At 69.2% G+C, this 22029-nt stretch carries 25 protein-coding genes and 1 riboswitch; of the genes, 6 read left to right on the top strand and 19 right to left on the bottom strand.

Annotated elements, in window-relative coordinates:
- Positions 1–52: 52 nt before the first annotated feature.
- The 15 genes from E3O28_RS03320 to E3O28_RS03250 all read right to left on the bottom strand — a co-directional run bounded on the left by E3O28_RS03320 (position 53) and on the right by E3O28_RS03250 (position 12680).
- Positions 53–1525 carry a flagellar hook-length control protein FliK gene (locus E3O28_RS03320; RefSeq protein WP_134415177.1) on the bottom strand — a complete coding sequence of 491 codons (1473 nt, stop codon included), beginning with the start codon at positions 1523–1525 and terminating at the stop codon, positions 53–55.
- Positions 1522–2211 carry a C40 family peptidase gene (locus E3O28_RS03315; protein ID WP_104099357.1) on the bottom strand — a complete coding sequence of 230 codons (690 nt, stop codon included), beginning with the start codon at positions 2209–2211 and terminating at the stop codon, positions 1522–1524. Before E3O28_RS03315 ends, E3O28_RS03320 begins: the two co-directional genes overlap by 4 nt.
- Positions 2208–2648 (bottom strand): hypothetical protein, encoded by a 441-nt coding sequence (locus E3O28_RS03310; protein WP_104099358.1) that lies wholly within the window; start codon positions 2646–2648, stop codon positions 2208–2210. Before E3O28_RS03310 ends, E3O28_RS03315 begins: the two co-directional genes overlap by 4 nt.
- On the bottom strand, positions 2648–3979 hold the full coding sequence (locus E3O28_RS03305; protein ID WP_134374482.1) for a FliI/YscN family ATPase: 1332 nt from the start codon (positions 3977–3979) through the stop codon (positions 2648–2650). The genes E3O28_RS03310 and E3O28_RS03305 overlap by 1 nt, the downstream gene beginning before the upstream one ends.
- A 2-nt stretch (positions 3980–3981) precedes the next feature.
- Positions 3982–4635, bottom strand: a complete 654-nt coding sequence (locus E3O28_RS03300; RefSeq protein ID WP_134415176.1) for a hypothetical protein — start codon at positions 4633–4635, stop codon at positions 3982–3984.
- Complete coding sequence (fliG, locus tag E3O28_RS03295) at positions 4625–5644, bottom strand: flagellar motor switch protein FliG (RefSeq protein WP_104099360.1); 1020 nt, start codon at positions 5642–5644, stop codon at positions 4625–4627. Before fliG ends, E3O28_RS03300 begins: the two co-directional genes overlap by 11 nt.
- Positions 5641–7236 carry a flagellar basal-body MS-ring/collar protein FliF gene (gene fliF, locus E3O28_RS03290; RefSeq protein WP_134415175.1) on the bottom strand — a complete coding sequence of 532 codons (1596 nt, stop codon included), beginning with the start codon at positions 7234–7236 and terminating at the stop codon, positions 5641–5643. The genes fliG and fliF overlap by 4 nt, the downstream gene beginning before the upstream one ends.
- Entirely contained in the window at positions 7236–7568 is a 333-nt protein-coding gene (gene fliE / locus E3O28_RS03285; RefSeq protein WP_134401500.1) for a flagellar hook-basal body complex protein FliE, read from the bottom strand. Before fliE ends, fliF begins: the two co-directional genes overlap by 1 nt.
- Positions 7568–7960 (bottom strand): flagellar basal body rod C-terminal domain-containing protein, encoded by a 393-nt coding sequence (locus E3O28_RS03280; protein WP_104099363.1) that lies wholly within the window; start codon positions 7958–7960, stop codon positions 7568–7570. The genes fliE and E3O28_RS03280 overlap by 1 nt, the downstream gene beginning before the upstream one ends.
- Positions 7960–8301, bottom strand: a complete 342-nt coding sequence (locus E3O28_RS03275; protein ID WP_104099364.1) for a flagellar basal body protein — start codon at positions 8299–8301, stop codon at positions 7960–7962. Before E3O28_RS03275 ends, E3O28_RS03280 begins: the two co-directional genes overlap by 1 nt.
- A 263-nt stretch (positions 8302–8564) precedes the next feature.
- Positions 8565–8912, bottom strand: a complete 348-nt coding sequence (locus E3O28_RS03270; RefSeq protein ID WP_134401499.1) for a hypothetical protein — start codon at positions 8910–8912, stop codon at positions 8565–8567.
- Positions 8905–9333 (bottom strand): flagellar export chaperone FliS, encoded by a 429-nt coding sequence (gene fliS / locus E3O28_RS03265; RefSeq protein ID WP_104171316.1) that lies wholly within the window; start codon positions 9331–9333, stop codon positions 8905–8907. The genes E3O28_RS03270 and fliS overlap by 8 nt, the downstream gene beginning before the upstream one ends.
- An 11-nt stretch (positions 9334–9344) precedes the next feature.
- A complete protein-coding gene (gene fliD / locus E3O28_RS03260; RefSeq protein ID WP_134415174.1) occupies positions 9345–10727 on the bottom strand; it encodes a flagellar filament capping protein FliD in 1383 nt (460 codons plus the stop codon).
- 156 nt (positions 10728–10883) lie between these two features.
- The gene (locus tag E3O28_RS03255) at positions 10884–11729 is read right to left on the bottom strand and encodes a flagellin (RefSeq protein WP_194085914.1); all 846 of its coding nucleotides are present in this window, start codon (positions 11727–11729) and stop codon (positions 10884–10886) included.
- 84 nt (positions 11730–11813) lie between these two features.
- Positions 11814–12680: a sigma-70 family RNA polymerase sigma factor gene (locus E3O28_RS03250; protein ID WP_104099368.1), complete on the bottom strand. Its 867-nt coding sequence runs from the start codon at positions 12678–12680 to the stop codon at positions 11814–11816.
- 442 nt (positions 12681–13122) lie between these two features.
- Here E3O28_RS03250 and E3O28_RS03245 point away from each other — a divergent pair, with 442 nt between their 5' ends.
- The 5 genes from E3O28_RS03245 (at position 13123) to E3O28_RS03225 (ending at position 17095) form a co-directional block, all read left to right on the top strand.
- Positions 13123–13608, top strand: a complete 486-nt coding sequence (locus E3O28_RS03245; protein WP_104099369.1) for a flagellar protein FlgN — start codon at positions 13123–13125, stop codon at positions 13606–13608.
- A gap of 10 nt (positions 13609–13618) precedes the next feature.
- A complete protein-coding gene (gene flgK / locus E3O28_RS03240) occupies positions 13619–15085 on the top strand; it encodes a flagellar hook-associated protein FlgK (RefSeq protein WP_134415173.1) in 1467 nt (488 codons plus the stop codon).
- A 3-nt stretch (positions 15086–15088) separates the two neighbouring features.
- A complete protein-coding gene (gene flgL / locus E3O28_RS03235; protein ID WP_104099371.1) occupies positions 15089–15979 on the top strand; it encodes a flagellar hook-associated protein FlgL in 891 nt (296 codons plus the stop codon).
- Positions 15976–16386, top strand: coding sequence for a flagellar assembly protein FliW (locus tag E3O28_RS03230; RefSeq protein WP_134342035.1), 411 nt, complete (start codon positions 15976–15978; stop codon positions 16384–16386). Before flgL ends, E3O28_RS03230 begins: the two co-directional genes overlap by 4 nt.
- Before the next feature lie 76 nt (positions 16387–16462).
- Positions 16463–17095, top strand: coding sequence for an NUDIX domain-containing protein (locus tag E3O28_RS03225; protein WP_104099373.1), 633 nt, complete (start codon positions 16463–16465; stop codon positions 17093–17095).
- Between the two features lie 118 nt (positions 17096–17213).
- On the opposite strand, the gene E3O28_RS03220 is transcribed toward E3O28_RS03225, so the two are convergent.
- Positions 17214–17585, bottom strand: a complete 372-nt coding sequence (locus E3O28_RS03220) for a VOC family protein (protein ID WP_134415172.1) — start codon at positions 17583–17585, stop codon at positions 17214–17216.
- 619 nt (positions 17586–18204) lie between these two features.
- Between E3O28_RS03220 and E3O28_RS03215 the strand changes: the two genes are divergently transcribed.
- On the top strand, positions 18205–19581 hold the full coding sequence (locus E3O28_RS03215; RefSeq protein WP_134415171.1) for an HNH endonuclease signature motif containing protein: 1377 nt from the start codon (positions 18205–18207) through the stop codon (positions 19579–19581).
- 57 nt (positions 19582–19638) lie between these two features.
- Here E3O28_RS03215 and E3O28_RS03210 read toward each other — a convergent pair whose 3' ends face one another.
- The 3 genes from E3O28_RS03210 to E3O28_RS03200 all read right to left on the bottom strand — a co-directional run bounded on the left by E3O28_RS03210 (position 19639) and on the right by E3O28_RS03200 (position 21989).
- Positions 19639–19962, bottom strand: coding sequence for a multidrug efflux SMR transporter (locus E3O28_RS03210; protein WP_104099376.1), 324 nt, complete (start codon positions 19960–19962; stop codon positions 19639–19641).
- 12 nt (positions 19963–19974) lie between these two features.
- Positions 19975–20038: riboswitch (guanidine-III (ykkC-III) riboswitch) on the bottom strand.
- A gap of 74 nt (positions 20039–20112) precedes the next feature.
- The gene (sufU, locus tag E3O28_RS03205; RefSeq protein ID WP_134415170.1) at positions 20113–20676 is read right to left on the bottom strand and encodes a Fe-S cluster assembly sulfur transfer protein SufU; all 564 of its coding nucleotides are present in this window, start codon (positions 20674–20676) and stop codon (positions 20113–20115) included.
- Positions 20673–21989 (bottom strand): cysteine desulfurase, encoded by a 1317-nt coding sequence (locus E3O28_RS03200; protein ID WP_134415169.1) that lies wholly within the window; start codon positions 21987–21989, stop codon positions 20673–20675. The genes sufU and E3O28_RS03200 overlap by 4 nt, the downstream gene beginning before the upstream one ends.
- Between the last annotated feature and the right edge of the window lie 40 nt (positions 21990–22029).

The raw sequence follows: 22029 nt of genomic DNA, 5'->3' as shown, positions 1-22029 counted from the left end.
TCTTTTCTGGGATGGTGGGGTCTGTGTCGGTGGGGTCTGAGGTGGCAGCAGGTCAGGCGAGAACGTCGATGGTGGTGTGTGAGCCGGCGGCGCGCAGGGAAGACAGTCTGAGGTCGGCGGCACGGTCGGCGGCACGGTCGGCGGCAGGGCCGGCCGCACGGTCGCCTCGGGTCGCCCTGTCGTCTTCGGCCGGCCACTCCTGGCGGGCGTCGGGTCCGCCCTGTCGGGAGGCCGAGGGGTCCGAGGCGCGGGCGTCGGCCGACAGGGTGAGCTGCGCGTTCAGCCCGCCGCCCGACAGGTCCCGGCGCAGGTCGGGCAGGATGGCCCGAAGCGCCTCTCGGGCCAGGTCCGTGGGCGCGAACAGCTCGACCCGAATGTGCTCCCCGCGCACGTGAGCCCGCACGGTGACCGGGCCCAGATTGTCGGGACTCACGCTGATGGTCAGCACGTGGTCGCCGTTGGCGGCGCCCACCAGGGTGAACAGGGGTCGGGACACCTGGCCGGCCAGTGGCGCGGGCGGTGCTGCCGGGGCCGAGGCCGGGGCGCCGGGCGGCACAAGGGGGGCGGTGGCCGGGGTGCCGAGCGGCACGAGCAGGGCGGCGGGCGCCGAGGCTTCGGCCTGCTTCAGGTTCACGGTGGCCGCGCGGTCACCGGCGACGGATGTCCCTGCGGCCGCGCCGAGGCCGGTGGGCGCCGTGAGGCCCGTGGGCGCCGTGCCCGCGACAGTCGCTCCGGCGGAAGATGCCGTCCCGGCTACGGGCCCTGCGGTGGCACCGGGCCCTGCGGCGGTGACGGGCGCGGCGGTGACGGGCGCTACGGCGGCGGGTGCTACGGTGGCGGGTGCTACGGCGGCGGGTGCCGGTGGCACCGGCATCGGGGCAGCGAGAGCCCCGGCCGGAAGCGCGGTACCGCCAGCGGCGTTCGCTGCGGTGAAAGTGTTGGAGTCTGCGGCGGACGTCTCCGTGGAGTCTGAGTCGGCTACGGATTCGGTGGCAGCGATGGTGGAAGTCTCGGCGGTGCCGGCGGCGGCGGTCGGGATGGTCACGGCCTCGGTCCCGACGGAGTCGGCGAGGGCAGCACTGTCGGCTCCGGTGGCTATCGCCCCGGTGGCTTTCGCACCGGTCGGCAGTGGCGAGAGGCTGAACCCGGCGGCGGTCGGGATGGCGCTCGGCTGCTGGTGCTCCGGGGCCGGCGCCGCGCCGGTCAGGGCGTTCCTCAGATCAGTGGTCGGTCCGGAGGCCGGTTCGGCGGTGCGCTCCGAGGTCGGCTCGGGAGCCCGGGATGAGGTTGACGCGGAACCCGGCGGAGACGCGATCGCCGAGGTGCGCGGGCCCACGAGGGTGCCCTGCAGCACGGACGCGAATGAGCCGGCACCCGGGCGGGCACCCAGCGGGCCACGCGAAGCCGAGGGGGAGGCGGCGGCGGAGGAGGCGGATGAGGACGCGGCAGCGGATGAGGACGCGGATGCCAGCGCCTGCGCCGCGGTGTGGGGCGTCGGCGCCAGCCGGACGGACGTGGCGCTCATCGGGAGGCTCCGTTCATGAATGAGGCCAGTGCGGCGCTGAGCTGGCTGCCGGCGGCTGACGAAGCGGAGGCCGTGCTCGAGGACGCCGGGCTCGCGGTGGCGGCCGGGGCATCCGGAATCACACGGCGGATGGTGTCGATCTCGGAGTCGTCCATGTAGGCCTCGACCAGTGAGACCGTGCGGCCCTCGTAGGGCGCGTGGATGACCTTGTTGTCGCCGGCGTAGATCAGGATGTGCTCGCCGCCGCCGGTGACGATCAGGTCACCGGGCTTGGCCTCGGCGAGGGAGCCGACCTCGGTGCCGATCTTCATCTGGCCCGACACGAGGCGCGGCACGTCTATGCCCATTTCGGCATACACGGTTTGCACCAACCCGGAACAGTCCATGCCGCTGGCGTCTTCACCGCCGAAGACGTAGGGCACGCCCAGGTACTTCTTCGCGGCGTCGACCACGTCGGCGCCGGTGGCCCCACCCGGGTTCGGTGCGGCCGGGCCGACCGCGGCGGCGCCCGACGCCGACGCGAGGGCGTCGGCGAAGGTGTTCGCCGAGGTGCTCGCGCCCGCCCCGGCGGTGGCGCTGCCGGCTGCGGCAGTGGCCTGCGCCTTCTGGGCGTTCGCCCCGGCCGAGAGCTGAACGAGTGTCGCCTGGATCTCGCTGACCCGGCTCATCGCCGCGATCATGGTCATCGCGGGTCACCGCCCGCGCCCCGGTTGCGGTGCCAGCCGGTCGACGCAATCTCGTCGAGGATGGTCTGTTCGCGGTGCAGGTCGTTGGCCGCGACCAAGGCTCCGTGCCTGCCCTCGAGCTTCTCCAACCGCACCGTATCGGCACGGGTCGCTTCGAAGGCGACCTGCGCCTCGCCGACGGCAACCTGGTAGTTGCGGCCGAGGGCCTCCATGTCGGCCAACATGCTGTGCGCCGAGGCGCGGGCGGAGGCGATCGCCGACAGCGTGTCAGCCCCGCTGGCCAGACTCGGCGCGTGCCGCAGAGTGGCCCTGGTCGCGGCCCGGCGAGCCGCGTTCGCCTGAACGACCGCGTTGGCCTGGGCCAGGTCGCCGGCGGCCTGGTCCTGCTGCAGGTGCCGTAGCCGGAGGAGCCCGGCCAAAGCGAAAGTGCGTTTCATCAGAGCGCCCCCAGCGTTCGAGTAAGTGTCGTGAGTTGGTCCCAAGCGAGCGGGGCCGAGGTCTGGTCGTCCATGCGCTGCTGGAGGAACGCGTTGATGGCGCCCTCGTTGTCGACGGCGGCGTCGACAAGCGGGTTCGTGCCCCGCCGGTACGCGCCGACGTCGAGCAGGTCCTGCGCGGTGCGGCGTGCGGCGAGCACCCGGCGCAACAGGCCGGCGACCTGGTTCTGCTCGGGGCTGTTGACCCGGGAGGCGACACGGGAGATCGAGGAGAGCGCGTCGACAGCGGGGAAATGGCCGAGGACAGCCAGTTTGCGGTCGAGTACGACGTGTCCGTCGAGGATCGAGCGGGCGGCATCCGCAATCGGTTCATTGTGGTCGTCGCCGTCGACGAGCACCGTGTAGACGCCCGTGATCGACCCGGTTTCGTCGGTGCCGGCCCGCTCGAGTAGGCGGGCGAGCAGGGAGAAGGTCGAGGGCGGATAACCGCGGGTGGCAGGGGGTTCGCCGACCGAGAGGCCGATCTCGCGCTGGGCCATCGCCACCCGGGTGAGTGAATCCATCATCAGCATCACGTCGGCTCCCTCGTCACGGAACGACTCGGCGATCCGGGTGGCCAGGAAGGCGGCGCGCAGCCGCATCATGGCCGGTTCGTCGGAGGTGGACACGACCACGATCGAACGGGCGAGCCCCTCGGGTCCGAGGTCGTCTTCAAGGAATTCGCGCACCTCGCGGCCGCGCTCCCCCACCAGGGCGATGACCGAGACCTCCGCGTCGGTGCCGCGGGCGATCATCGAAAGCAGCGAGGACTTGCCGACGCCGGAGCCGGCGAACAGGCCCATCCGCTGTCCCTTCCCGACGGTGGTGAGGGTGTCGAGCACGCGCACACCCAACTGGAGCGGCGTCTGGATGCGGGAGCGGGCCATCGCGGAGGGGCTGTCGTGATCGAGGCCGACGAACCGGGCACCGGAGAGAGGGCCTTTGCCGTCGATGGGCCGGCCGAGGCCGTCGATGACGCGCCCGAACAGGCCGGCGCCGGTGGGCACGAGGTGCGGGGTTCCGTCCGAGCGCACGGGCGCGCCGATCCGAATACCGGTCATCCGGCCGAGCGGCATGCACCGGATGCCGCCCTGCGTCGTGGCGACCACCTCGGCGTCGATCTCCCCGCCGTCGCCGACCGTGACCAGATCGCCGATCGCGGAATTGAGCCCGCGCACCTCCAGACCGAGACCGACGATCGAAGAGACGACGCCCACCCGCTGGGGCCGCGCGGCGTCGAGGGCGGAGCGGATCTTTCCCGCGCGCGGACGCCAGGCGGGGGCCTGCGCCAGGGTCACGACCGGGCTCCGGTGAGTGCGGCCTTCGCGCGGGTAAGCGCGGTGCCGATCCGGGCGTCAAGGAATCCATCGGGGAACTCGGCGATCGCGTCGCCACGGGCGAGGTCGGCGTCCGCCGTGAAGTCCACGCCGGCATCCGCGCGGGTGATCAGGTCGATCAGAGCAAGGTCGGCGGGGTTCATCCGCACGGAGTGCGGGCGAACGGTACCGAGTGCGCCGGTGGTGACGGTCGCACCGGTCACTCCGGTCGCGAGGGCGCGGCCCAGTGCGGCCCGCGCCGAGGCGTCGGCGTCGCCGAGTGAGTAGCCGAGGATCGCTTCGGCCAGCTCCAGCGCGGTCGCGACAAGGGTGTCCTCCGCCTCCTGGATCACCGGAACGGTTCGCTCGTGCAGCGCGGCGGCGGCGGCACCCAGCAGCGCGACCGCCCGGTCGATCCGCGCCTGGCCGATGGCACCGGCGGCGGCCTGCTCGGCGTCGAGCCGCGCGATCCGGGCATCCACCTCGGCGGCGGCCGCCCGGAGTCCCGCGGTGTAGCCGGCGGCGTGCCCCCGGGCCCGGGAGGCGTCGCCGCCTGCGCCCCGCTCGCCCTGCAGGCTGGGGAAGGTCACGGCGGAGAAGTTCGACCGGGCGGTCGCTGCGTCAAACAACATAGTCGTCCTCCTCGGCACGTTGCACGGTGATGCTCCCCTGCGCCTCGAGGTCGCGGATGGCCCGCACGATCGTGGCGCGCGCTTCCTCGACCTGCGACACCCGCACGGGCGCCATGGCTTTGACCTCGTCGTCGAGGATCTCCCGGTTGCGCTCGGACAGGTTGGTGCGAATGATCGAGACCACAGCGTCCGCGGAGCCCTTCATGGCGATGGCGAGGATGCCCGCGTCGATGCCGCGGAGCACCTGCTGTACGTCTCGGTTTTCGAGCTTGACGATGTCGGCGAAGGTCAGCATCCGTGACCGGACCTCTTCGGCCAGGGCCGGATCGCGCGCATCGAGGGCTTCGAGAAGGGCGCGTTCGGTGGCCACATCGGCCCGGTTGATGATCTCGACGAGCGGCTGGATGCCGCCGACGATCTCCACCGAGTCGCGGGAGGAGGCGACGGCGCCGACCCGGGCCTTGAGGGTCTCGGTGACCACGCGCACGGCCTCGGGGGTGGCCGTACCCATGCCGGCGATGCACTGCGCCACCTCCGCGCGCAGGTCGGCGTCGAGGCCGCCGAGCACGGCGGAGGCGTGACCGGGGCGCAGGTGCGCGAGCACGAGCGCGATGGTCTGGGGCAATTCGCCGTCAAGCAGGGTGAGGATCTGCAACGGCTCGGCGGCGTCGAGAAACTCGAAGGCCTTGCCGGCCATCGACGAGGCCACCTTGACCATGACGCCGGCCGCTCGTTCCGCGCCGAAGGATGCCTCAAGCAGGCCGATCGCGTAGGCGTGACCGCCGCGCCGGGTATGGGCACCCTTGACCGTGAGTTCGTGGAACTCCAGAACGGTGGTTTCGGTCACCTCCGGGTCGACCCGGCGCAACTGCACCATCTCCGCGGCGATATCGGCCGCCTCGGCCTCGGTGAACTGCTTCATCACTTCGGTGGCGCGCTGGTGCTCCATGCTCATCAGCACCACGGCGACCTTCTGCGTGCCGGTCAGGGCCGGCTGGGCGTCGATCATGCGGGCTGCCGGTCATCCATCAGGCCGCGGAGGTATTCCGCGGTCTTCGCGGGGTCACGCTGAGCGAGTGCGTCGATCTCCACCCGCATCCGGTCGGAGGCCGGCGGCAGGTAGGCCACGGTCGGGGTGGGGTCGATCATGATCGGCGCGATCGGGGCGCTCAGCGGGAACGGCACCTCCGGCACGGACAGTGCGGGCCGGACCTCCATCATTTCGTCAAGCTCGATGGACTCGCGGCTCTGGCGGCGCGAACGACGCGCGTAGAGGATGAGCCCCAGCACGAAAGTGATGACAATCCCCGCGGTGATGATGGCGATGCGCATGACCTCTGCGAACCGGTCGGCGGCGGCCGCCGCTTCGGTCGCCGCGAGGGCCGCGGCGGCATCCTCTGCCGCGCCGCCGTTGAAGCTGACTACCTCCACGGTGACCGCGTCGCCGCGCTGCACGTCGATGCCCGCGGCCGAGGCCACCAGCGAGGTGACGTCGGCGACGTTGAGCTGACCCACGACGTCGGCGTTCACGGCCACCGAGACCGTCTGCCGGTTGATCTCCCCGGCCGGGATGGTGCGGGTCTCGGTGACCTTGTTGACCGCGTTGTTCTTGGTGGTGTCCTCGGAGGTGAAGGTTCCATCGCCCTCGGTGCCCGCCGGGACGGCGATGTTGTCCGGGCCGAGGACGCCGGCCGCGGAGCCGCCGGAGCCCGTGTACGACTCGGTTTTGACGGCCTCGTTGAGGGCCGGGGCATCCGTCGGGGTGGTGAACGATTCCTCGACCCGCTGGGCCGACTGGTAGCTCATGTCGGCGGCCACGACGACGGTGGCGTTGCCGGGCCCGACGACCTTGTCCAGCATGGCCTGCACGGCCCCCCGCACGCGGTCCTCGTAGGCGCCGGCCTGCTGGTCGGCGGATCCGGTCGCTCCCACGCCGACCGCCGAGAGCACGACACCCGTGGAGTCGATGACGGCCACGTCGGTGGGTGCCATCCCGGCGATGGAGGCCGAGGTGAGGTGCACGATGGACTGCACCTGGTCGGCGTTCAGGGTGCTGCCGGTGGCCGTCTCCACGAAGACGGATGCCGTGGGGTCGCTCTGCTCCGACGCGAACACGGTCTCTTCGGGGATCGCCAGGCGCACCGAGGCGTTCTTGACGCCCTTCATGGCCTTGACGGTGTTGGCGAGTTCGCCCTCGAGCGCCCGCTTGTAGGTGACCGACTGCTGGAACTCGCTGGAAGTGACACCCATGGTGTCGAGCAGCCCGTAGCCGCCCGTGCTGGAGGACGGCAGGCCGGCTGCGGCGGCCTTGAGGCGCTCGTCGTAGACGTTCTGCTGCGGCACCAGGATCGTCGCGCCACCGTCGCTGAGCTCGTAGGCGACGCCGTCGGTGCGAAGCTGCTCGACGATGGTATTCGCGTCGGAACCGCTCAGCCCGGAGAACAGGGGCGTGAAGGCCGGCTTGGTGGCCCACATGCTCAGGGCGGCGATGCCCAGGGCAAGCACGGCGACGCCGATGATGGCGACCGTGCGCTGGGCGACGGAGAAGGACCGGATGCTCTGGCCGAGGCGTGCGAAGGCCGACGTGATCGGGCGCGGCATCAGGCCTGCATCCTCATGATCTCGTTGAACGCGTCGACACCCTTATTGCGCACGGCGGCCACGAGTTCGAGGGTGACCTGGGCGCGAGTCGAGGCCAGGGTGGCCGAGTGGATGTCGGTCAGGTTTCCGGTTATGGCCTGCACCGTGAGGGTGTTGGAGGTGGCCTGCAGCTGCTGCAGATTGTCGACGGCGCCGACCAGGGCGCTGCCGAAGGCCGAACCGTCGGCGCCCTGGCTCCCCGGGGTTCCCTGCACACCCTGCAGGCCCTGCACGCCGGAGAGGTATCCCGTGCCGGTCACGGACTGGATCGGGTTGATCGAACCGATGGTCATCAGGAGCGTCCAATCTGGAGTGCGGCTTCGTAGGTCGTCTTGGCACGGTCGACGACGGCGGCGTTGGCCTGGTAGCCGCGCTGCGCCATGATCAGCGCGCCCATCTGCTCGGCCATGTCGACGTCCGGGCGGCGCACGTAGCCGGCCTCGTCGGCGAGTGGGTTGCTCGGGTCGAAGGTCAGAATTCCCTCGGCGTCGCCGAGTGCCGTCCCGGCCGCATAGGCTCCGGTGGTGCCTTGGCCGGCCTGGGCGACGATGTAGCGCGCCTGGAAGGCGTCACCGTCGGTGGCGGTGACCGTGTTGGCGTTGGCGATGTTGTCCGCGACGGCGTCGAGCCATTTGCGGTGCAGGGTGAGGCCGCTGCCGGCAATCCCGATGGCGTCGAGGGTCATCAGCTGGTTCGCATCGCGGAGCGCATGGCCGTGAACGGCCCGTTGACGGCCTGCGCCGCGAACTGGTACCGCAGCACGGTGTCGATGTTGGAGAGGGTCTCGGTGTCGAGGTTGACGTTGTTGCCGTCGAGGCGGGTGGGCTCGAGGGAACTGGCGGTGGTGGCGACAGTGCTGCCGCTGCCGGCCTGCACAGACTGCGCCAGGGCATCCTCGAACGCCACACGCTTGGCGTGGTAGTTCGGCGTGTTCACGTTCGCGATGTTGTTCGCGATGGTGCGCTGGCGCAGGGCCAGCCCGTCCAGCGCGCTGGAGAGCGCCGTCATGGTCACGGATTCAAACACGGATACCCGATTCGTCGGCAAAACGAGGGCGGCCGATCCGTGGCCTGTGGTCGAGCAATCCCTGCTCGCTCCTAGCTATCGGCCGGTGGCCGAGGCGCGTAAGGAGTTGTCGCGGAACTTCTTTCCTCACGTTTTCGAGCGGAACCCCGCAACTGTTGTCGAAACGGACAACTGTTGCCCGCGCACGGGCAACAAATGTCCGAGCGGGCAACAGTTGGCCCGCAGCGGCGGTAGCCGGCAACGGGCGCGAGGTGGGCGGGCAGTCAGCCGGCTATGTCGAGGTAGACGGCCTGGTCGGTGTGCTGGGCCGAGATGATGGTGCGCACTGCGGCGAGGTGCACGCCGGCGGAGCGCCGGGCATCCTCGATCTCGCTGATCAGTTCGAGCTGGCCGGAGAGCAGGCGCCGGGCGCGCGTCTCGAGGTCGGCGGGCAGCTGGCCCAGGTGTGCGGGCGCACGCCACTGCACGCCGGTAGAGAAGCGCTCCCCCGGGCCGGCCAGCACGGCGTCGCGCGCGCCCGAGCCGAGGCTCGACTCGAGCTGGTCGAGCACATCCAGCCACTCCTGGCGGTCGTTCGCAGATTCGTGGGTGTCGAGCAGAACCCTAGGCAAGACCGTACTCCCCGCCCGCACGCGCCGCGCTCTGGGCCGGCAGCAGCTCGGCCGCTTCGTGCCAGGTCTGCCGCAGCGGCTCGAGCAGGGCGATGGCCTCCCGGGTACGGGCGACATCCCGATGGATGTTGGCGCTCATCAACGCGTTGGACACGTAGGTGTACAGGGCGAACAGACCCTCGCCGCCCTCCCAGGCCTCCACGTTGAGCGAGGTCGACAGTTCGGAGACGATCGCCTGGGCGTGCAGGAGGTGCTCCGAGGCGACGGCCCAGTCCTCGATATTCTGGGCGATCTCGGCGCGGCCGAGATCGAGCAGCAACCGGTCGTAGAGCATCGTGAGCAGGCGCACCGGCGTGGCCGAGAGCACCGCTTCGCGGTTCAACTGTGCGCGCCGGGCCTGTGCCCCACCCATCATGCTCATAACAGCCATCATCATCCTGTGCTCGAGGTCGGGAGCCCGGCAACCTGGGCACTCAGCCACGAGGACTGTGCTTTCAGGGCGCTGAGCTGGGTTTCCAGTGCGGTGTAGGTGCTCTGCAGGGTCGCCCGGCGGGTGGCCAGGCTGCGGTCCCAGTCGGCGATGCGGTCGCCTAAGTTCTTGACCGTGGACTGCTGACCGGTGATCTTCGCGGTGATCTGACCGTCGTATTTGTCCGAGGCCGATGATGCCGCTGCTGCGACGCGGGTCGCGATCTCCTGCACTGCTGCTTTGACGGTTACCGGGTCCTTGGCGAGGGCCGCGGCAAACTTGGCCGCGTCGAACTCCATGGTGCCGGATCGGGTGATGCTGATGCCGTACTCCGACGGCGAGTGCCCGTTGATCGGTGCCGAGGCGGCCGTGAGAATGCGCTGCTTAACGTCGCGCACGGTGCTGTCGCTGGTGAAGATGCCGGCCGACAACACGGCGGCCCCCGACGCGTTGGTGCTGTTGACGACCGCGGACTTGGTGGAGATCAGCGCGAAGACGCCGTTCAGGGAGCTGACCAGACCCGAGGCCAGGGAGCCGATCTGCGCGTCGTCACGAGCGACCTTGATGGTGACGGGGTCAACGGAGACGGCGGATACCGTGATCGCGACGCCGGGCAGCAGGTTCGCGAACGTGTTGGTGGCCGAGGTGATCGTCTGGGCGGCGGTACTACCGGCCCACAGGGTGACGCTGGCGTCCTGGGCGGTGCGGATGACGGCGGCACCCGCGGCGGCCAGCAAATCGGGCGCGCTGTTCGCCGTGACCTCGGCGGCGGTGCCCTGATAGACACTGAAGGCCTTGGCCGCACCGGAGTCATTCCCGGTGAACTGGAGCCGGTACTGAGCGACGCCGCCGGCATCCACTCCGGACGCGACCTTCGTGGCGGTAACTCCGGTGTTGGCGGCGTTGATGGCCGTGGCGACGGCGTCGAGAGAGGTCGAGCTGACGGAGATCTCGGTCGTGACACCGCCGGAGACGATGGTCAGCACGGCCGGGTCGGCGGGCCAGGCGGTCATGGCCGCGGAGACGCCGATCTGGCTGCGAGCGAGGTTGGTGACGACGACGTCGAGTTGCCCGGCGCTGGCGTTGGCCGAGACCGCCGTCGTGACGGTGGGAGAGGTACTGGTGGCCGAATAGAGGTCGAGTGCGGCCGGCTTCGCGGCCTTGCCGGCCAGATCGGCCAGGCCGGCGATCTTGGTGTTGAGGCCCTGCAGCGCCGAGATCAGGTTCTGCGACGAGGAGACCTTGGCCTTCAGCAGCGTCTGCGGAACGGCTTCGACCTGCATCAGGGAGTTGATCAGGGAGGTGGTGTCGAGCCCGGAGACGAGTCCGTCGATGGCGTTCGTCATGTCTTCCCCTCCTTACGTTTCTGCGATCAAGCTGGATGGTGCGGGTGTAAACGTGAATGGCTGGCGGCGACCGAGGGATGAGGTCCAGTTCATCTCTTAGGTCACCACCAGCCATAGTTCACCGTGCGGTTTCCCGAAAGGTTCAGCTACTCAGGGTTAGCGGAGCAGCGACAGCACGCCCTGAGCGGACTGGTTGGCCTGCGCGAGCATGGCGGTACCGGCCTGCGAGAGGATGCTGGAACGGGTGTACTTGACCATTTCCTCGGCCATGTCGGTGTCGCGGATGCGCGAGCCGGCAGCGGTGAGGTTCTCCTTGGAGACGGCCAGGTTCTTGATGACGCTCTCGAACCGGTTCTGGTTCGCGCCAAGCTCGGCGCGTGACGTGGACACGGCCTTGATGTTCAGGTCCAGTGCGGCGATGGTGGACAGGGCCGTTGCTGCGTCCTTGAAACCGTCAGTCGCTGCAGTTCCCAGCACCTCAATGGCGGCACCGATAGTAGACACGTTCGTGAGATTCACAACAATCTGGTCGGTTGCAGCGACGCTGCCAGCGCCGACCTGGAAGGTCAGCGACGCCTTGACGCCGTCGAGCAGGGCCGTACCGTTGAAGTTGGTCGAGGCCCCGATACGGGTAAGTTCCTTGCCCAGGGCAAGAACCTCGGTCGTGATCGCGGTACGCGAATCGGTGTTGTTCGAGTCGTTGCCGGCCTGGACTGCGAGGTCACGAACGCGCTGCAGGATCGAGGTGACCTCGTTCAAGGAGCCCTCAGCGGTCTGGATGACCGAGATGCCGTCCTGGGCGTTGCGGCTGGCGACCGTGAGGCCACCGACCTGCGACTTGAGGCCCTCGGAGATGGCCAGGCCGGCCGCGTCATCCGCTGCGCGGTTGATGCGGAGGCCGCTGGAGAGCTTCTCCAGGGACTTGGACATGTCGTTCTGCGTGGCGGCCAGGTTGCGGTACGTGTTGTTGGCCGCGAGGTTGGTGTTGATCTGCATACCCATGATGAAATCCTCCGTGATTGGGTGGTGAACGCCAGGCCATCCATGGCCTGACACTGTGAGCTATCGGCCTCTGCTGAGACCGCGTTAGCCATTGATCGAAAAAACTTCCCGGGTGTCTGAACCGGCAGGATCGGCAGCATCCGTCGACCCGGCGGCGTACGCCACCCCGCTCGCGGTGGCGAGGCCGAGCATGGCCTGGTCGGCGAGGCGGGCGAGGTAGGCGCTGCGGCGGGCCGGCGCGATGCGGGACTCGGGAACGTATTCCACCTCGGCGTCGTCGGAGTAGTGCGTGCCCAGGCCGTCGCGGAGCAGACGGATGGCCTCCGCCCGCTGCTGAGACACCGCCGAGTGGGTGATTCCGAGCTCGACCGCGATCTCCTTGACCGAGCGGTCGTCGAAGTAGACCTGCTGCACGATCACGCGCATCTTATCCGGCAGTGCCGCGATGGCGGCGTGCAGGTAGGCCAGGCGCTCGGCGGAGAGCAGCGAGTCGCCGGGGAGTTCGGTTCCGGAAACCAGGAACTCGGCGGTGGCGTCATCGAGGGTCGAGACGGTGCGCTCGGAGTCGGACAGGCCGGCGATCGCGGTCTCCCGGTCGACGCCGAGGGCGGCGGCGACCTCGTCGACGGATGCCGCGCGGCCGAGGGCGCCGGCCAGCGTCTGCTGAACGGCACGGGTCTCCTTGATGCGGCGGCGGGCCATCCGAGTAGCCCAGTCGTTGGAGCGCATCTCGTCGGCGAAGGCGCCGATGATGCGGCGCCGTGCGAACGCTCCGAACGGAACGCCGAGGTCGGCGTTGAAGGCATCCGCCGAGGTGATCAGGGCGAGAGCTCCGGCCGAGGCCAGGTCGTCGCGGGAGAGGTGCCGGGCCTTGGCCCAGGTTTCGGAAACGAGGTAGCCGACGAGCGGGAGGTTGTCGATCACCAACTGGTTGCGTTCTGCACGATTCACACGGAACTCCCTGAGTGCTTGACACCTGAATTGTCCCGATCGATCAGGCAAGGGCCTGGTCGAACGAGTGGCCGGGTAGGCACGGGGACGTTGCGAGAAAGCGGGGATGTGACGCAGGGGTTCGGGGCCCAGGCCACAGAACTTCGCGGCCATGATTAAAACGTAAAGGCGCGGTCGGTGGCCGAATGCGCAACGGTGCCCCCACAACGGGGCCAGGCACCCCCACATCGGGGCGGATCACCCCGCAACGGGGGCCAGGCATCCGGTGTCTGCCGGAATCGTGTCCTTCCTTTAGTGGACACCTTCAGTCTCGGCTGGCAGTCTGAATCCACACCGTGGCTAACCGGGGGCCGCCACCTGCCGATAGTCGTAGTAACAAGCCGTTGACCTGCGCGATTTTGCGCGGACCGGCCGCACCAGACGACAGGCAGTTGGAGGAGACGTGGGCGCCAATGAACTATCAGCGTTGCTGTGGCGCGAGCGGGAGCTCCTCGAACTGCTCGTCTTCAAACTCGACGAGGAACAGCTGCTGCTGACCAACGGCAAGACCCGCTGGCTGCAGCAGGGCACCCGTGAGGTGGAGCAGGTGCTCGGCCACGTTCGGGATGCCGGCCTCGCCCGCTCGGTCGAGGTTGCCGCCGTCGCCCTCGATTGGGGAACGGCCGAAGACGCCACCCTGCGCGAGCTCGTGGCTCACGCCCCCGCCGGCCCGTGGTCCGAGATCATGGCCGCGCACCTCAAGGCGATGGGTGAACTGACCACCCAGATCAAGGAACTGCGCGACGCCAACGAGCAGCTGCTGCGCTCCGCCGTCCGCTCCAGCCAGGAGACCCTGGCCGACGTGCGCGCGAACACTCAGACGTATGACGCCACCGGGGCCGCCGGTGCGCGCCCCACCGGCTCCCGACTTTTCGACCAGATTCTGTGAGGGTGCCGCGATGAGCACCTTCGGAGGACTCAACACCGCCTACACCGGCCTGGTCGCCGCCCGGCAGGGTCTCGACGTCGTGGGCCAGAACATCGCCAACGCGAACACGGAGGGGTACACCCGGCAGCGGGTGACGACCTCCGCGGTAGACGCGTCGACCCGTACGGGCCTGATGAATTCCGGGGTGCGCCCCGGCCAGGGTGTCAGCGTCGACGGAATCGCCCGCCTCGGCAGCGCGTCGCTGGACGCCCAGGTGCGCGGCACCGCCGCGGTCGCCGGCTACTCCGCGGTGCGGGCGAACGCGCTGAGCGCCGTCGAGGCCTCGCTGAAGGAGCCCGGCGAGAACGGGCTCTCCGCCCAGCTGCAGGAGTTCTGGGCCGGCTGGCACGACGTGGCCAACGCCGCCGGTGAGACCGCGCCCGCAGGGGTGCTGCTGGCCCAGGCCGGCGCCGTCACCACCCAGATCAGGCAGGGGTACCAGGCGGTCGCCGCAAAGTGGTCGTCGGAACGCGGAAGCGTGGACACCATGGTCGCCGAGATCAACGGCGCGGCCGCCCAGGTGGCCGAGCTGAACGCGCGCATCCGTCAGTCGATTGCTGGCGGCGGAAACGCCAACGAGCTGATCGACCAGCGCAGCGGTCTCACCACGACCCTGGCCGCCCTCACCGGCGGCACCGTCGTCAACCGCCCCGACGGCACCGTCGACGTGCTCGTGGGCGGCAACGCGCTGGTCACCGGCGACACCGCCCGCCCACTCGTTGCGCTCGGTGCCCGCACCCTCGACGGTCCGAACGGCCTCACCGACCCGGTCGGCACCGCCGGGCCCGTGCGCGTGGAGTGGGCCGACCGCACCGGCGCGATCCCCGTCGACGGCGGCGAGCTCGCCGGCGCGCTCTCCCTGCTCACGAAAACGGATGCCGCCGGCACCGGCGGCGCCCTCGCCGAAGCCGCCGCGGCGTACAACTCCTTCGCCACGGGCCTGGCCGCGAAGGTCAACGCGATCTATTCCACCGGCGACAACTCGACCCGCCCCGGCCCCTTCTTCGGCTCGGCGGGCACGGGACCGGCCGCGCTCGGCCTGTCCGTCCTGCCGACGAACGCCGCCGAGCTCTCAACCGGGCTCACCGCGAACGGCGCCCTCGACGGCTCCATCGCCGACAGGATCGCCCAGCTCGGCGCCGGCACGGTCGTGGACGCCGCGGGAAACCCGGTGCGGTCCCCCAGCACCGACTGGTCGAACATTGTCACCTCGCTGGCCGTGACCACGAAGAACGCGCTGCGCCAGGCATCCCTCGCCGACCTCACCTCGACCGCCGCGGTGGGCGCTCAGCTCTCGAACTCCTCCGTCGATCTCGACGAGGAGAACGTCAACCTGCTTATGTTCCAGCACGCGTACCAGGGCGCCGCCCGGGTGCTGACCGCCGTGGACGAAATGCTCGACACCCTGATCAATCGCACCGGACTGGTGGGAAGGTAACCCATGATCGCCCGCGTCACCTCCCAGACCCAGATGCGCTCCGCACAGACCAATCTGCAGGCCAACCTCGCCCGGATGGCGCAGTTGCAGGAGCAGGCCACCACGCTCAAGGCCATCGCCCGCCCCTCCGACGACCCCGCTCGGGCAGCCGATTCCCTCACCGTGCGCGCCGAGCAGCGCGCGGTCACGCAGTACGCCCGCAACGCCGACAACGGCGACGGCTGGCTCACCACCGCCAGCATGGCACTGGCCGAGGCCACGAACCTGCTGAACCAGGTGCGCGACCTGACCGTGCAGGGTGCCAACGACGGTGCTCTCTCCCCCGCCGCGAAGGAGGCCATCGCGGCCCGCCTCGACGGCCTCACCCAGAACCTGCTCGCGCAGGCGAACGCCGACTACCTGGGCCGCAGCGTCTTCGCCGGAAATTCGGATGCCGGGCTCGCCTTCCGGGACGACCCCGACTTCACCTTCACGGGCACCGCGACCGCAAGCGTCGACCGCCGCATCGGCGCGGACACCACCGTGAGGGTCGACGCCGACGGCGCCGCCATCTTCGGCACGGCTACGAATTCGATTTTTGCTCTGATCGGCACCATCGCCGACGACTTGCGCACCGGCACGAACGTGGGTGCCCACCTCACAGCCATAGACTTGGCAATGAAGACCGTGCTCACGGCGCAGACCGATGTCGGTGTGCGTCAGGCCCAGATCCAGAAAGCCGGGGAAGCACTCGTGCAGCACAAGGGAAATCTCGAGGCCCAGCGGGCCGGAATCGAGGATGTCGACCTCGGCCAGGCCATCCTCGACCTGAAACTGCAGGAGGTCACCTACCAGGCGGCCCTGTCGGTCACCGCCCGGGTGCTCCAGCCGACGCTGATGGACTTCCTCCGATGAGCGCCGTTTCGACCGCCGGCACCGTGACCGCCGCCCTGAGCTTCGTGTCCCCGCCGCCCGGGCTGGACCCGCTGACCGAGTTCAGCCTGACCGAGATTCCCGGCGCCGACGGCCTGTTCTCGCTGCAGTCCGCAGAGGACCAGCGAACCCGTCTGTTCGTGCTCGACGCATCCGTCTACTTGCCCGACTACTCCCCCGTGATCAGCGACGAGCACGCGGCATCGCTCGACCTGACCGGGCCGGATGACGCGCTGCTGCTCGTGGTGACGAACCCCGGCGAGGACGGAACGACCGTGAACCTGATGGCGCCGATCGTCGTCAATGCCGCCACCGGTCGCTCGGCGCAGATCATCCTCGATGGCCAGGACTGGCCGCTCCGCGCCGAGCTGGGCGCCCACTCGGCCTGAGCGGACGGCTCACCCTGCCGGCTTGACGACCGAGTGGCTGCACCGCTGGGTGTCGCCCGGCGGATAGCCTTCGGATATGACCCAGGGCATCGATCTGCATTCCGGCGCAGACCACCTCCCCGCAGCACTCGACGTTGAGACGCTCCTGGCCGGCTGGATGCCGGTCGACCCGGCCCAGGCCCGGTTGCGAAGCGAATATATCGACTTCGTGCGGGCGGGCCGCGGTTCTGCGCTCGACCGCGACGGCGGCGCCGAGCATCTGACCGCGAGTTGCTTCGTCTTCACTCCGGACCTGGGTCGCGTGCTGCTCTGCTTCCATAAAAAGGGCCGGTTCTGGGTGCAACTCGGCGGGCACATCGAGGCATCCGACCTCTCCGTGGTCGCCGCCGCCCTGCGCGAGGCCCGCGAAGAGGGCGGCATCGCCGAACTCACTCCTCTCGACGGCCGACTCGTCGCCGGGACCGGCGACCCGTTGCCGGTCGACGTGCACCGGCACGCGCTCAGTTCGCGGTTCGGGCGCTGCACCACGCACTGGGACATCGGTTTCGCGGCTGTCGCACGGGCCGATGCGATGCCCGTGACGAGCCACGAGAGCGAAGACGTCGCCTGGTGGCCGACGGATGCCCTGCCGCAGCAGGTCCCGCAGGGTTTCGGCGACCGCCTGGCCGTGGTGCTTCGCGAGTTGGCACACCGGCTGGGCGCGCACTGAGTACGCGCCGAGCACGCACCGGGCACGCGCCGAGCACGCGCCGAGCATGACGGCCAAGCGAGGGACCGGGCGGCGCCTCCGCGCCGCCCGGGATCGGTGAGTGGGGTGACTGGGGTGGCTAGATCGTCTGCGAGATGCAGATGAAGTTGCCTTCGGTGTCGCGGAACCAGACCGATTTTATGTCTTCGGCCGTGACGACCCCGTTCACCGTCTTCATGCCGGGGATGTCGAATTCCTCGAAGACGACTCCGCGTTCGCGGAGCGTGCTCATCTCGGTGTCGAGGTCATCCGTGATCCAGCCCATCTGGGCGTTCTGGGCCGTGCCGGCATTACTGGTCTCGTAGATCTCGAAGACCGATCCCGACCCGACGTGATACACGAGGACTCCCTCGTTGGTTTCGTCGGGGTCGAGGACAAGCGCGTCGTGGTAGAACGACTGGGCTCGTTTGAGGTCCGCCGCCGGTAACACGGTGTGCAGTTCTTTCATCATTGTGAAACGCCTCCTTGGTGGTGCAGGTGATTCGTGGCGCGTGTGGAGGGGTAGACGTTGAAGCCGCCGCGTATCGGGCATCCCGCGCCGCACTGGATGTCGATCAGGGCGTGCTTCCGAGGCGGAGAGCCGACTGTCGGTGAAGCGGTGAGCGCGAATCGTGGCCGGAACTCCTCGCCCAGCAGGGGTAGGTTGACCACCCCGGCGGGCGTTGACTTTTCGCTTTTTCCACCTCAAACATACGCCGAAGGCCCGCCCGAGTGAAGAGCCGTTTCCGATGGCCAGCCCCGGTGGTCGGCCCGGTGGTCGAGCTTGTCGAGACCCGGTGCGTCGACCTCCAGAGGTTCACCGGGGCATCCGTCGCGGTCGAATTCGCTGACCTCGGAGATTCTCGCGACACGCCGGGCAACCGGCGACCACAACCGGTTTTTTGCCAGAAATCTCCGCGTTTACGTGACAACGGATGCGTGCCGCCGGCCCAGTAGCGGATGCCCGCAGCGGGCCCTGGGCGCATTGCTCTACTCCTCCACAATACGGGTGTGATCAAGTTATCCACAGGGTACTGACGGGTGCCGATCTGGCCCCACGAATGTCAGTGGCCGCCCGTAACGTGTGACTCATGAAGCCCTCCTACCGTGAGCAGCTAGAACGCCTGGGTCGTCACTTCGATGCGATCCGGGAGACGCAGGCGGAGTCCGCCCGGGTCGACGCCCGCCTGGCCGAGCAGGTCGATCAGGCCCGCCGGTTCGCCGAGGTACTGGCCCTGGACGCGGTCCAGGCAGCCAAAGACAAGGCTCGGGAAGGTCCTCCGGCCATATCCGGGGTCACGGCCGGGGTGCCTCGTGCCCGGTGGGATGCCGCCATGGTCGCCAAACGGGAGTTCGTCACCGAGCTGGCGTGCACCCTGCGGCTGCCGGTGCGCTCGACCGAGACCCTGATCGCCGAAAGCCAGACCCTGATGAATGAGCTGCCCGCCACCCGGGCCGCGCTGCAGGACGGGTCGATCACGTACCGGCACGCGCAGGCGATCATGAACCAGGCCTGGTCACTCCCCGCCGAGGCACTGGCCGGGTTCGAAGAGGCGCTGTTGAAATCCGCTCCGCACCTGACCGTGGCCAACCTGAAGTACAAGGCACGCGTCATGCGGGAACGGCAGCACCCGGAGTCGATCACAGCCCGGCACCAGAAATCGGTGGCCGACCGCAAGGTGGTCTTCGAGCCGGAGCCCGACGGGATGGCGTCGCTGTACTGGTTCGACTCGGCGGAGAAGGTGAAGGCCGGGTACGACCGCCTCACCGTGATGGGGATGAGCCTGCGGGGCCCGAACGAGACCCGCGCGTTGACGCAGCTGCGGGCGGACGTCTTCGAAGACCTCATCCTCGACGGGGTCACCGCCTCCGGGGTGGGCAAGGGAATCCGGGGCTCGGTGCACGTGACCGTCCCGGTGATGACGCTCCTCGGCCACTCCGAGGAACCCGGGCACCTCGAGGGATACGGACCGATCGACCCCGACACCGCACGCGAGATCGCGGCTCGGGCACCCGGCTTCATCCGAGTCCTGATCCACCCGGAGACGGGAGTGGTGCTCTCGGTCGGGCGCACCCGCTACAAGGTGCCGAAGGAACTGCGACGGTACCTCCGGGTGCGAGACGAAACCTGCCGGTGGCCGGGCTGCCGCCGGGCGGCGACACAGTGCGACATCGACCACACCCTCGACTGGCAGTTCGACGGGCTGACGGAGCACGACAACCTGGCGCATCTGTGTCCGGCCGACCATGCGCTGAAGTCAGAGACCCGGTGGACCTACATGCACCTGCCGGACGGCACGCTGAAGTGGACATCGCCGACCGGGCGCACGTTCATCAGTGAGCCGGCCACGATCATCCGTGCGCCGGAGCGTCGACCGAAGCCGGAGCCGCATCCGGGGCCGCCGCCGAGGCCTTCATCTGACGCGAGGTCTCGGCCACCCGAAGCGGGCGAGCCGCCACCGTTCTGATGTTCCACCGTTTTGATGCCCTGATGCTCGCAGCGTCGGACGCGCTCAGCGACCGACTCAGTGCGCGGCGTCGACGAATTTCAACCCGACGACGCACCCCACCAAGCCGAGGATGAGCACAATCTTCAGCAGGGAGGCCGGCTCGGCGCCGAAGACCATGGCGTAGAGCACGGTGAGCGCCGCGCCGATCCCGACCCAGACGGCATACGCGGTCCCGGTCGAGATGTCCCGCATGGCAAAGGCCAGCCCGCCCATGCTGAGCACGAGTGCCACCGCGAACACGACGGATGGCCACAGTCGGGTGAACCCGTCCGACTTACCGAGCGCCGTGGCCCAAACGGCTTCCAGAACCCCGGACACAATAAGGATGATCCACGACATGACAACAGCTCCCGTGGCCAGTCTTGTCGCGTGCCGGGTACTGAACCGTCGTCCGGAGCCGCGTCGCGCGGCCTCCGACCACCCTAGCCTCCGAGCCTGCGCGATCCCTGCGCAGACCTACACAAGCCCTACACAAGCCCTACACGAGCCCTACCCCGCGAGCAGAGCCGCCTCGAACGCCACCCACGGCAGCATCGCGCACTTGACGCGGGCCGGGTAGCGGGAGACGCCGGCGAAGGCGGCAGCGTCACCGAGCACCTCCTCGTCGGGCTCGATCGTGCCGCGCGAGCGCAGCATCTCGCGGAAGGTATTCAGCACGGCCCGCGCGGTGGCGACGTTCTCGCCCCGCACGATGTCGTGCAGCACGGATGCCGAGGCCATCGAAATCGAGCATCCGTCGCCGGCCCAGGCGAACTCCTCGATCACGACATCGTCGGCAGGCTCGCCGGCCGACGCGGGCGAGCCGCCGGATTCACCGGCACGCAGGCCGATGCGCACGGTCACCTCGTCCCCGCAGGTCGTGTTCACCTGGTGCGACTCCGTCACGCGCGACCCGGAACCCGCACCGGCAGGAGAAGCAGCGCCACGAGAAGCACCGGCAGCAGTCCCGGCTACCTCGAGCGGTGGCAGCCCCTCCGCCGAGGCACCGTTCCGGGACTTGGCGTGGTCGAGGATGATCTGCTGGTAGAGCTGCTGCATGGCACTTTGGGTCATGACTTCACTCCGAAGAACGGGGCAACCTCGGCCAGGGTCGCCAGGAACCGGTCCACCTCGTCGGTGGTCGTGTACAGGTAGGTGCTCGCCCGCGTCGACGCGGTCACGCCGAGCCGGCGGTGCAGCGGCTGGGCGCAATGGTGCCCGACGCGCACCGCGATACCGGCCTCGTCGAGGTACTGACCGACATCGTGGGCGTGCACCCCGGCCAGGTCGAAACTGGCCAGACCAATGCGGTCGACTCCGGCCGGCGGCCCGAGCAGACGCACCCCGGGGATGCCGACGAGCCCAGCCACGAGGCGCTGCCCCAGTTCGGCCTCGCGCGCGGCGATGCGTTCCATCCCGGTCTCGGTCAGGTACTCCACCGCGGCGGCCAGGGCGATCGCCTGGGAGATGCGCTGGGTACCGGCCTCGAACCGCTGCGGCGGGGCGAGGAACTCGGCGGTGTGCATGTCCACGGTGGTGATCATGGATCCGCCGGTGAGGAACGGCGGCAAGGCTGCGAGCAGCTCGGCCTTGCCGTAGAGCACACCGATGCCGGTCGGGCCGAGCATCTTGTGCCCGGAGAAGACGGCGAAGTCCACGTCGAGGGCGGCGACATCCACAGGCAGATGCGGCACCGACTGGCAGGCGTCCAGCAGCACCAGCGCGCCCACCGAGCGGGCCAGAGCTACGAGCTCGGCGACCGGGTTGATCGTGCCCACCACATTGGAGGCGTGCGTGAGCGCGAGCAGGCGGGTGCGGGCTCCGATGACTCCCGCCGCCGCGGCCAGGTCGAGCGTGCCGTCATCTAGAACCGGGATGAACCGCAGGGTCGCGCCGGTACGCAACGCGAGCTGCTGCCACGGAATCAGGTTGGCGTGGTGCTCCATCTCGGTGACGACGATCTCGTCGCCGGCGCCGAGTGAGAATCGTGTCGCCGCGGGGCCGCCGAGGCCGAGCGACGCGTTGGAAAAGGCGTAGGCGACGAGGTTGATGCCCTCGGTCGCGTTCGACGTCCAGACGATCTCGTCGGCCTTCGCCCCGATGAACGCGGCCACGGTCGCCCGGGCTGCCTCGAACGTCTCGGTGGCTCCGAACGCGAGCGTGTGGGCCCCGCGGTGCACGGCTGCGTTGCGCTGCTCGTAGAACTCCTGCTCGGCCTCCATGACGCTGAGCGGGTTCTGCGAGGTAGCGCCCGAGTCGAGGTAATTGAGCGGATGCCCATTGACCAGCTGATCGAGGATCGGGAAGTCGTTGCGGATGCGGTCGACTTCCTCGTCCGTCAGCGGGCGAGCCATCGCACGGGTGGACGGTGAAGCGGAAGACGTCATATCATCCAGCGTATTCCCTCCCCCGGGCAATGCACACCGA

Origin of the sequence: Cryobacterium sp. TMT2-14, assembly GCF_004402465.1 — a bacterium.
GTDB classification, from domain to species: Bacteria; Actinomycetota; Actinomycetes; order Actinomycetales; family Microbacteriaceae; genus Cryobacterium; species Cryobacterium sandaracinum.
This window is presented reverse-complemented; position numbering and strand designations above follow the sequence as displayed.

What these genes read in the sequence shown, in the direction of transcription:
- E3O28_RS03320 (WP_134415177.1), bottom strand. Translation starts at nt 1,525, where the DNA reads ATGAGCGCCACGTCCGTCCGGCTGGCGCCGACGCCCCACACCGCGGCG.
- E3O28_RS03315 (WP_104099357.1), bottom strand. Translation starts at nt 2,211, where the DNA reads ATGACCATGATCGCGGCGATGAGCCGGGTCAGCGAGATCCAGGCGACA.
- E3O28_RS03310 (WP_104099358.1), bottom strand. Translation starts at nt 2,648, where the DNA reads ATGAAACGCACTTTCGCTTTGGCCGGGCTCCTCCGGCTACGGCACCTG.
- E3O28_RS03300 (WP_134415176.1), bottom strand. Translation starts at nt 4,635, where the DNA reads ATGTTGTTTGACGCAGCGACCGCCCGGTCGAACTTCTCCGCCGTGACC.
- fliG (WP_104099360.1), bottom strand. Translation starts at nt 5,644, where the DNA reads ATGATCGACGCCCAGCCGGCCCTGACCGGCACGCAGAAGGTCGCCGTG.
- fliF (WP_134415175.1), bottom strand. Translation starts at nt 7,236, where the DNA reads ATGCCGCGCCCGATCACGTCGGCCTTCGCACGCCTCGGCCAGAGCATC.
- fliE (WP_134401500.1), bottom strand. Translation starts at nt 7,568, where the DNA reads ATGACCATCGGTTCGATCAACCCGATCCAGTCCGTGACCGGCACGGGA.
- E3O28_RS03280 (WP_104099363.1), bottom strand. Translation starts at nt 7,960, where the DNA reads ATGACCCTCGACGCCATCGGGATTGCCGGCAGCGGCCTCACCCTGCAC.
- fliS (WP_104171316.1), bottom strand. Translation starts at nt 9,333, where the DNA reads ATGAGCATGATGGGTGGGGCACAGGCCCGGCGCGCACAGTTGAACCGC.
- fliD (WP_134415174.1), bottom strand. Translation starts at nt 10,727, where the DNA reads ATGACGAACGCCATCGACGGACTCGTCTCCGGGCTCGACACCACCTCC.
- E3O28_RS03255 (WP_194085914.1), bottom strand. Translation starts at nt 11,729, where the DNA reads ATGGGTATGCAGATCAACACCAACCTCGCGGCCAACAACACGTACCGC.
- flgK (WP_134415173.1), top strand. Translation starts at nt 13,619, where the DNA reads ATGAGCACCTTCGGAGGACTCAACACCGCCTACACCGGCCTGGTCGCC.
- flgL (WP_104099371.1), top strand. Translation starts at nt 15,089, where the DNA reads ATGATCGCCCGCGTCACCTCCCAGACCCAGATGCGCTCCGCACAGACC.
- E3O28_RS03230 (WP_134342035.1), top strand. Translation starts at nt 15,976, where the DNA reads ATGAGCGCCGTTTCGACCGCCGGCACCGTGACCGCCGCCCTGAGCTTC.
- E3O28_RS03225 (WP_104099373.1), top strand. Translation starts at nt 16,463, where the DNA reads ATGACCCAGGGCATCGATCTGCATTCCGGCGCAGACCACCTCCCCGCA.
- E3O28_RS03220 (WP_134415172.1), bottom strand. Translation starts at nt 17,585, where the DNA reads ATGATGAAAGAACTGCACACCGTGTTACCGGCGGCGGACCTCAAACGA.
- E3O28_RS03215 (WP_134415171.1), top strand. Translation starts at nt 18,205, where the DNA reads ATGAAGCCCTCCTACCGTGAGCAGCTAGAACGCCTGGGTCGTCACTTC.
- E3O28_RS03210 (WP_104099376.1), bottom strand. Translation starts at nt 19,962, where the DNA reads ATGTCGTGGATCATCCTTATTGTGTCCGGGGTTCTGGAAGCCGTTTGG.
- sufU (WP_134415170.1), bottom strand. Translation starts at nt 20,676, where the DNA reads ATGACCCAAAGTGCCATGCAGCAGCTCTACCAGCAGATCATCCTCGAC.
- E3O28_RS03200 (WP_134415169.1), bottom strand. Translation starts at nt 21,989, where the DNA reads ATGACGTCTTCCGCTTCACCGTCCACCCGTGCGATGGCTCGCCCGCTG.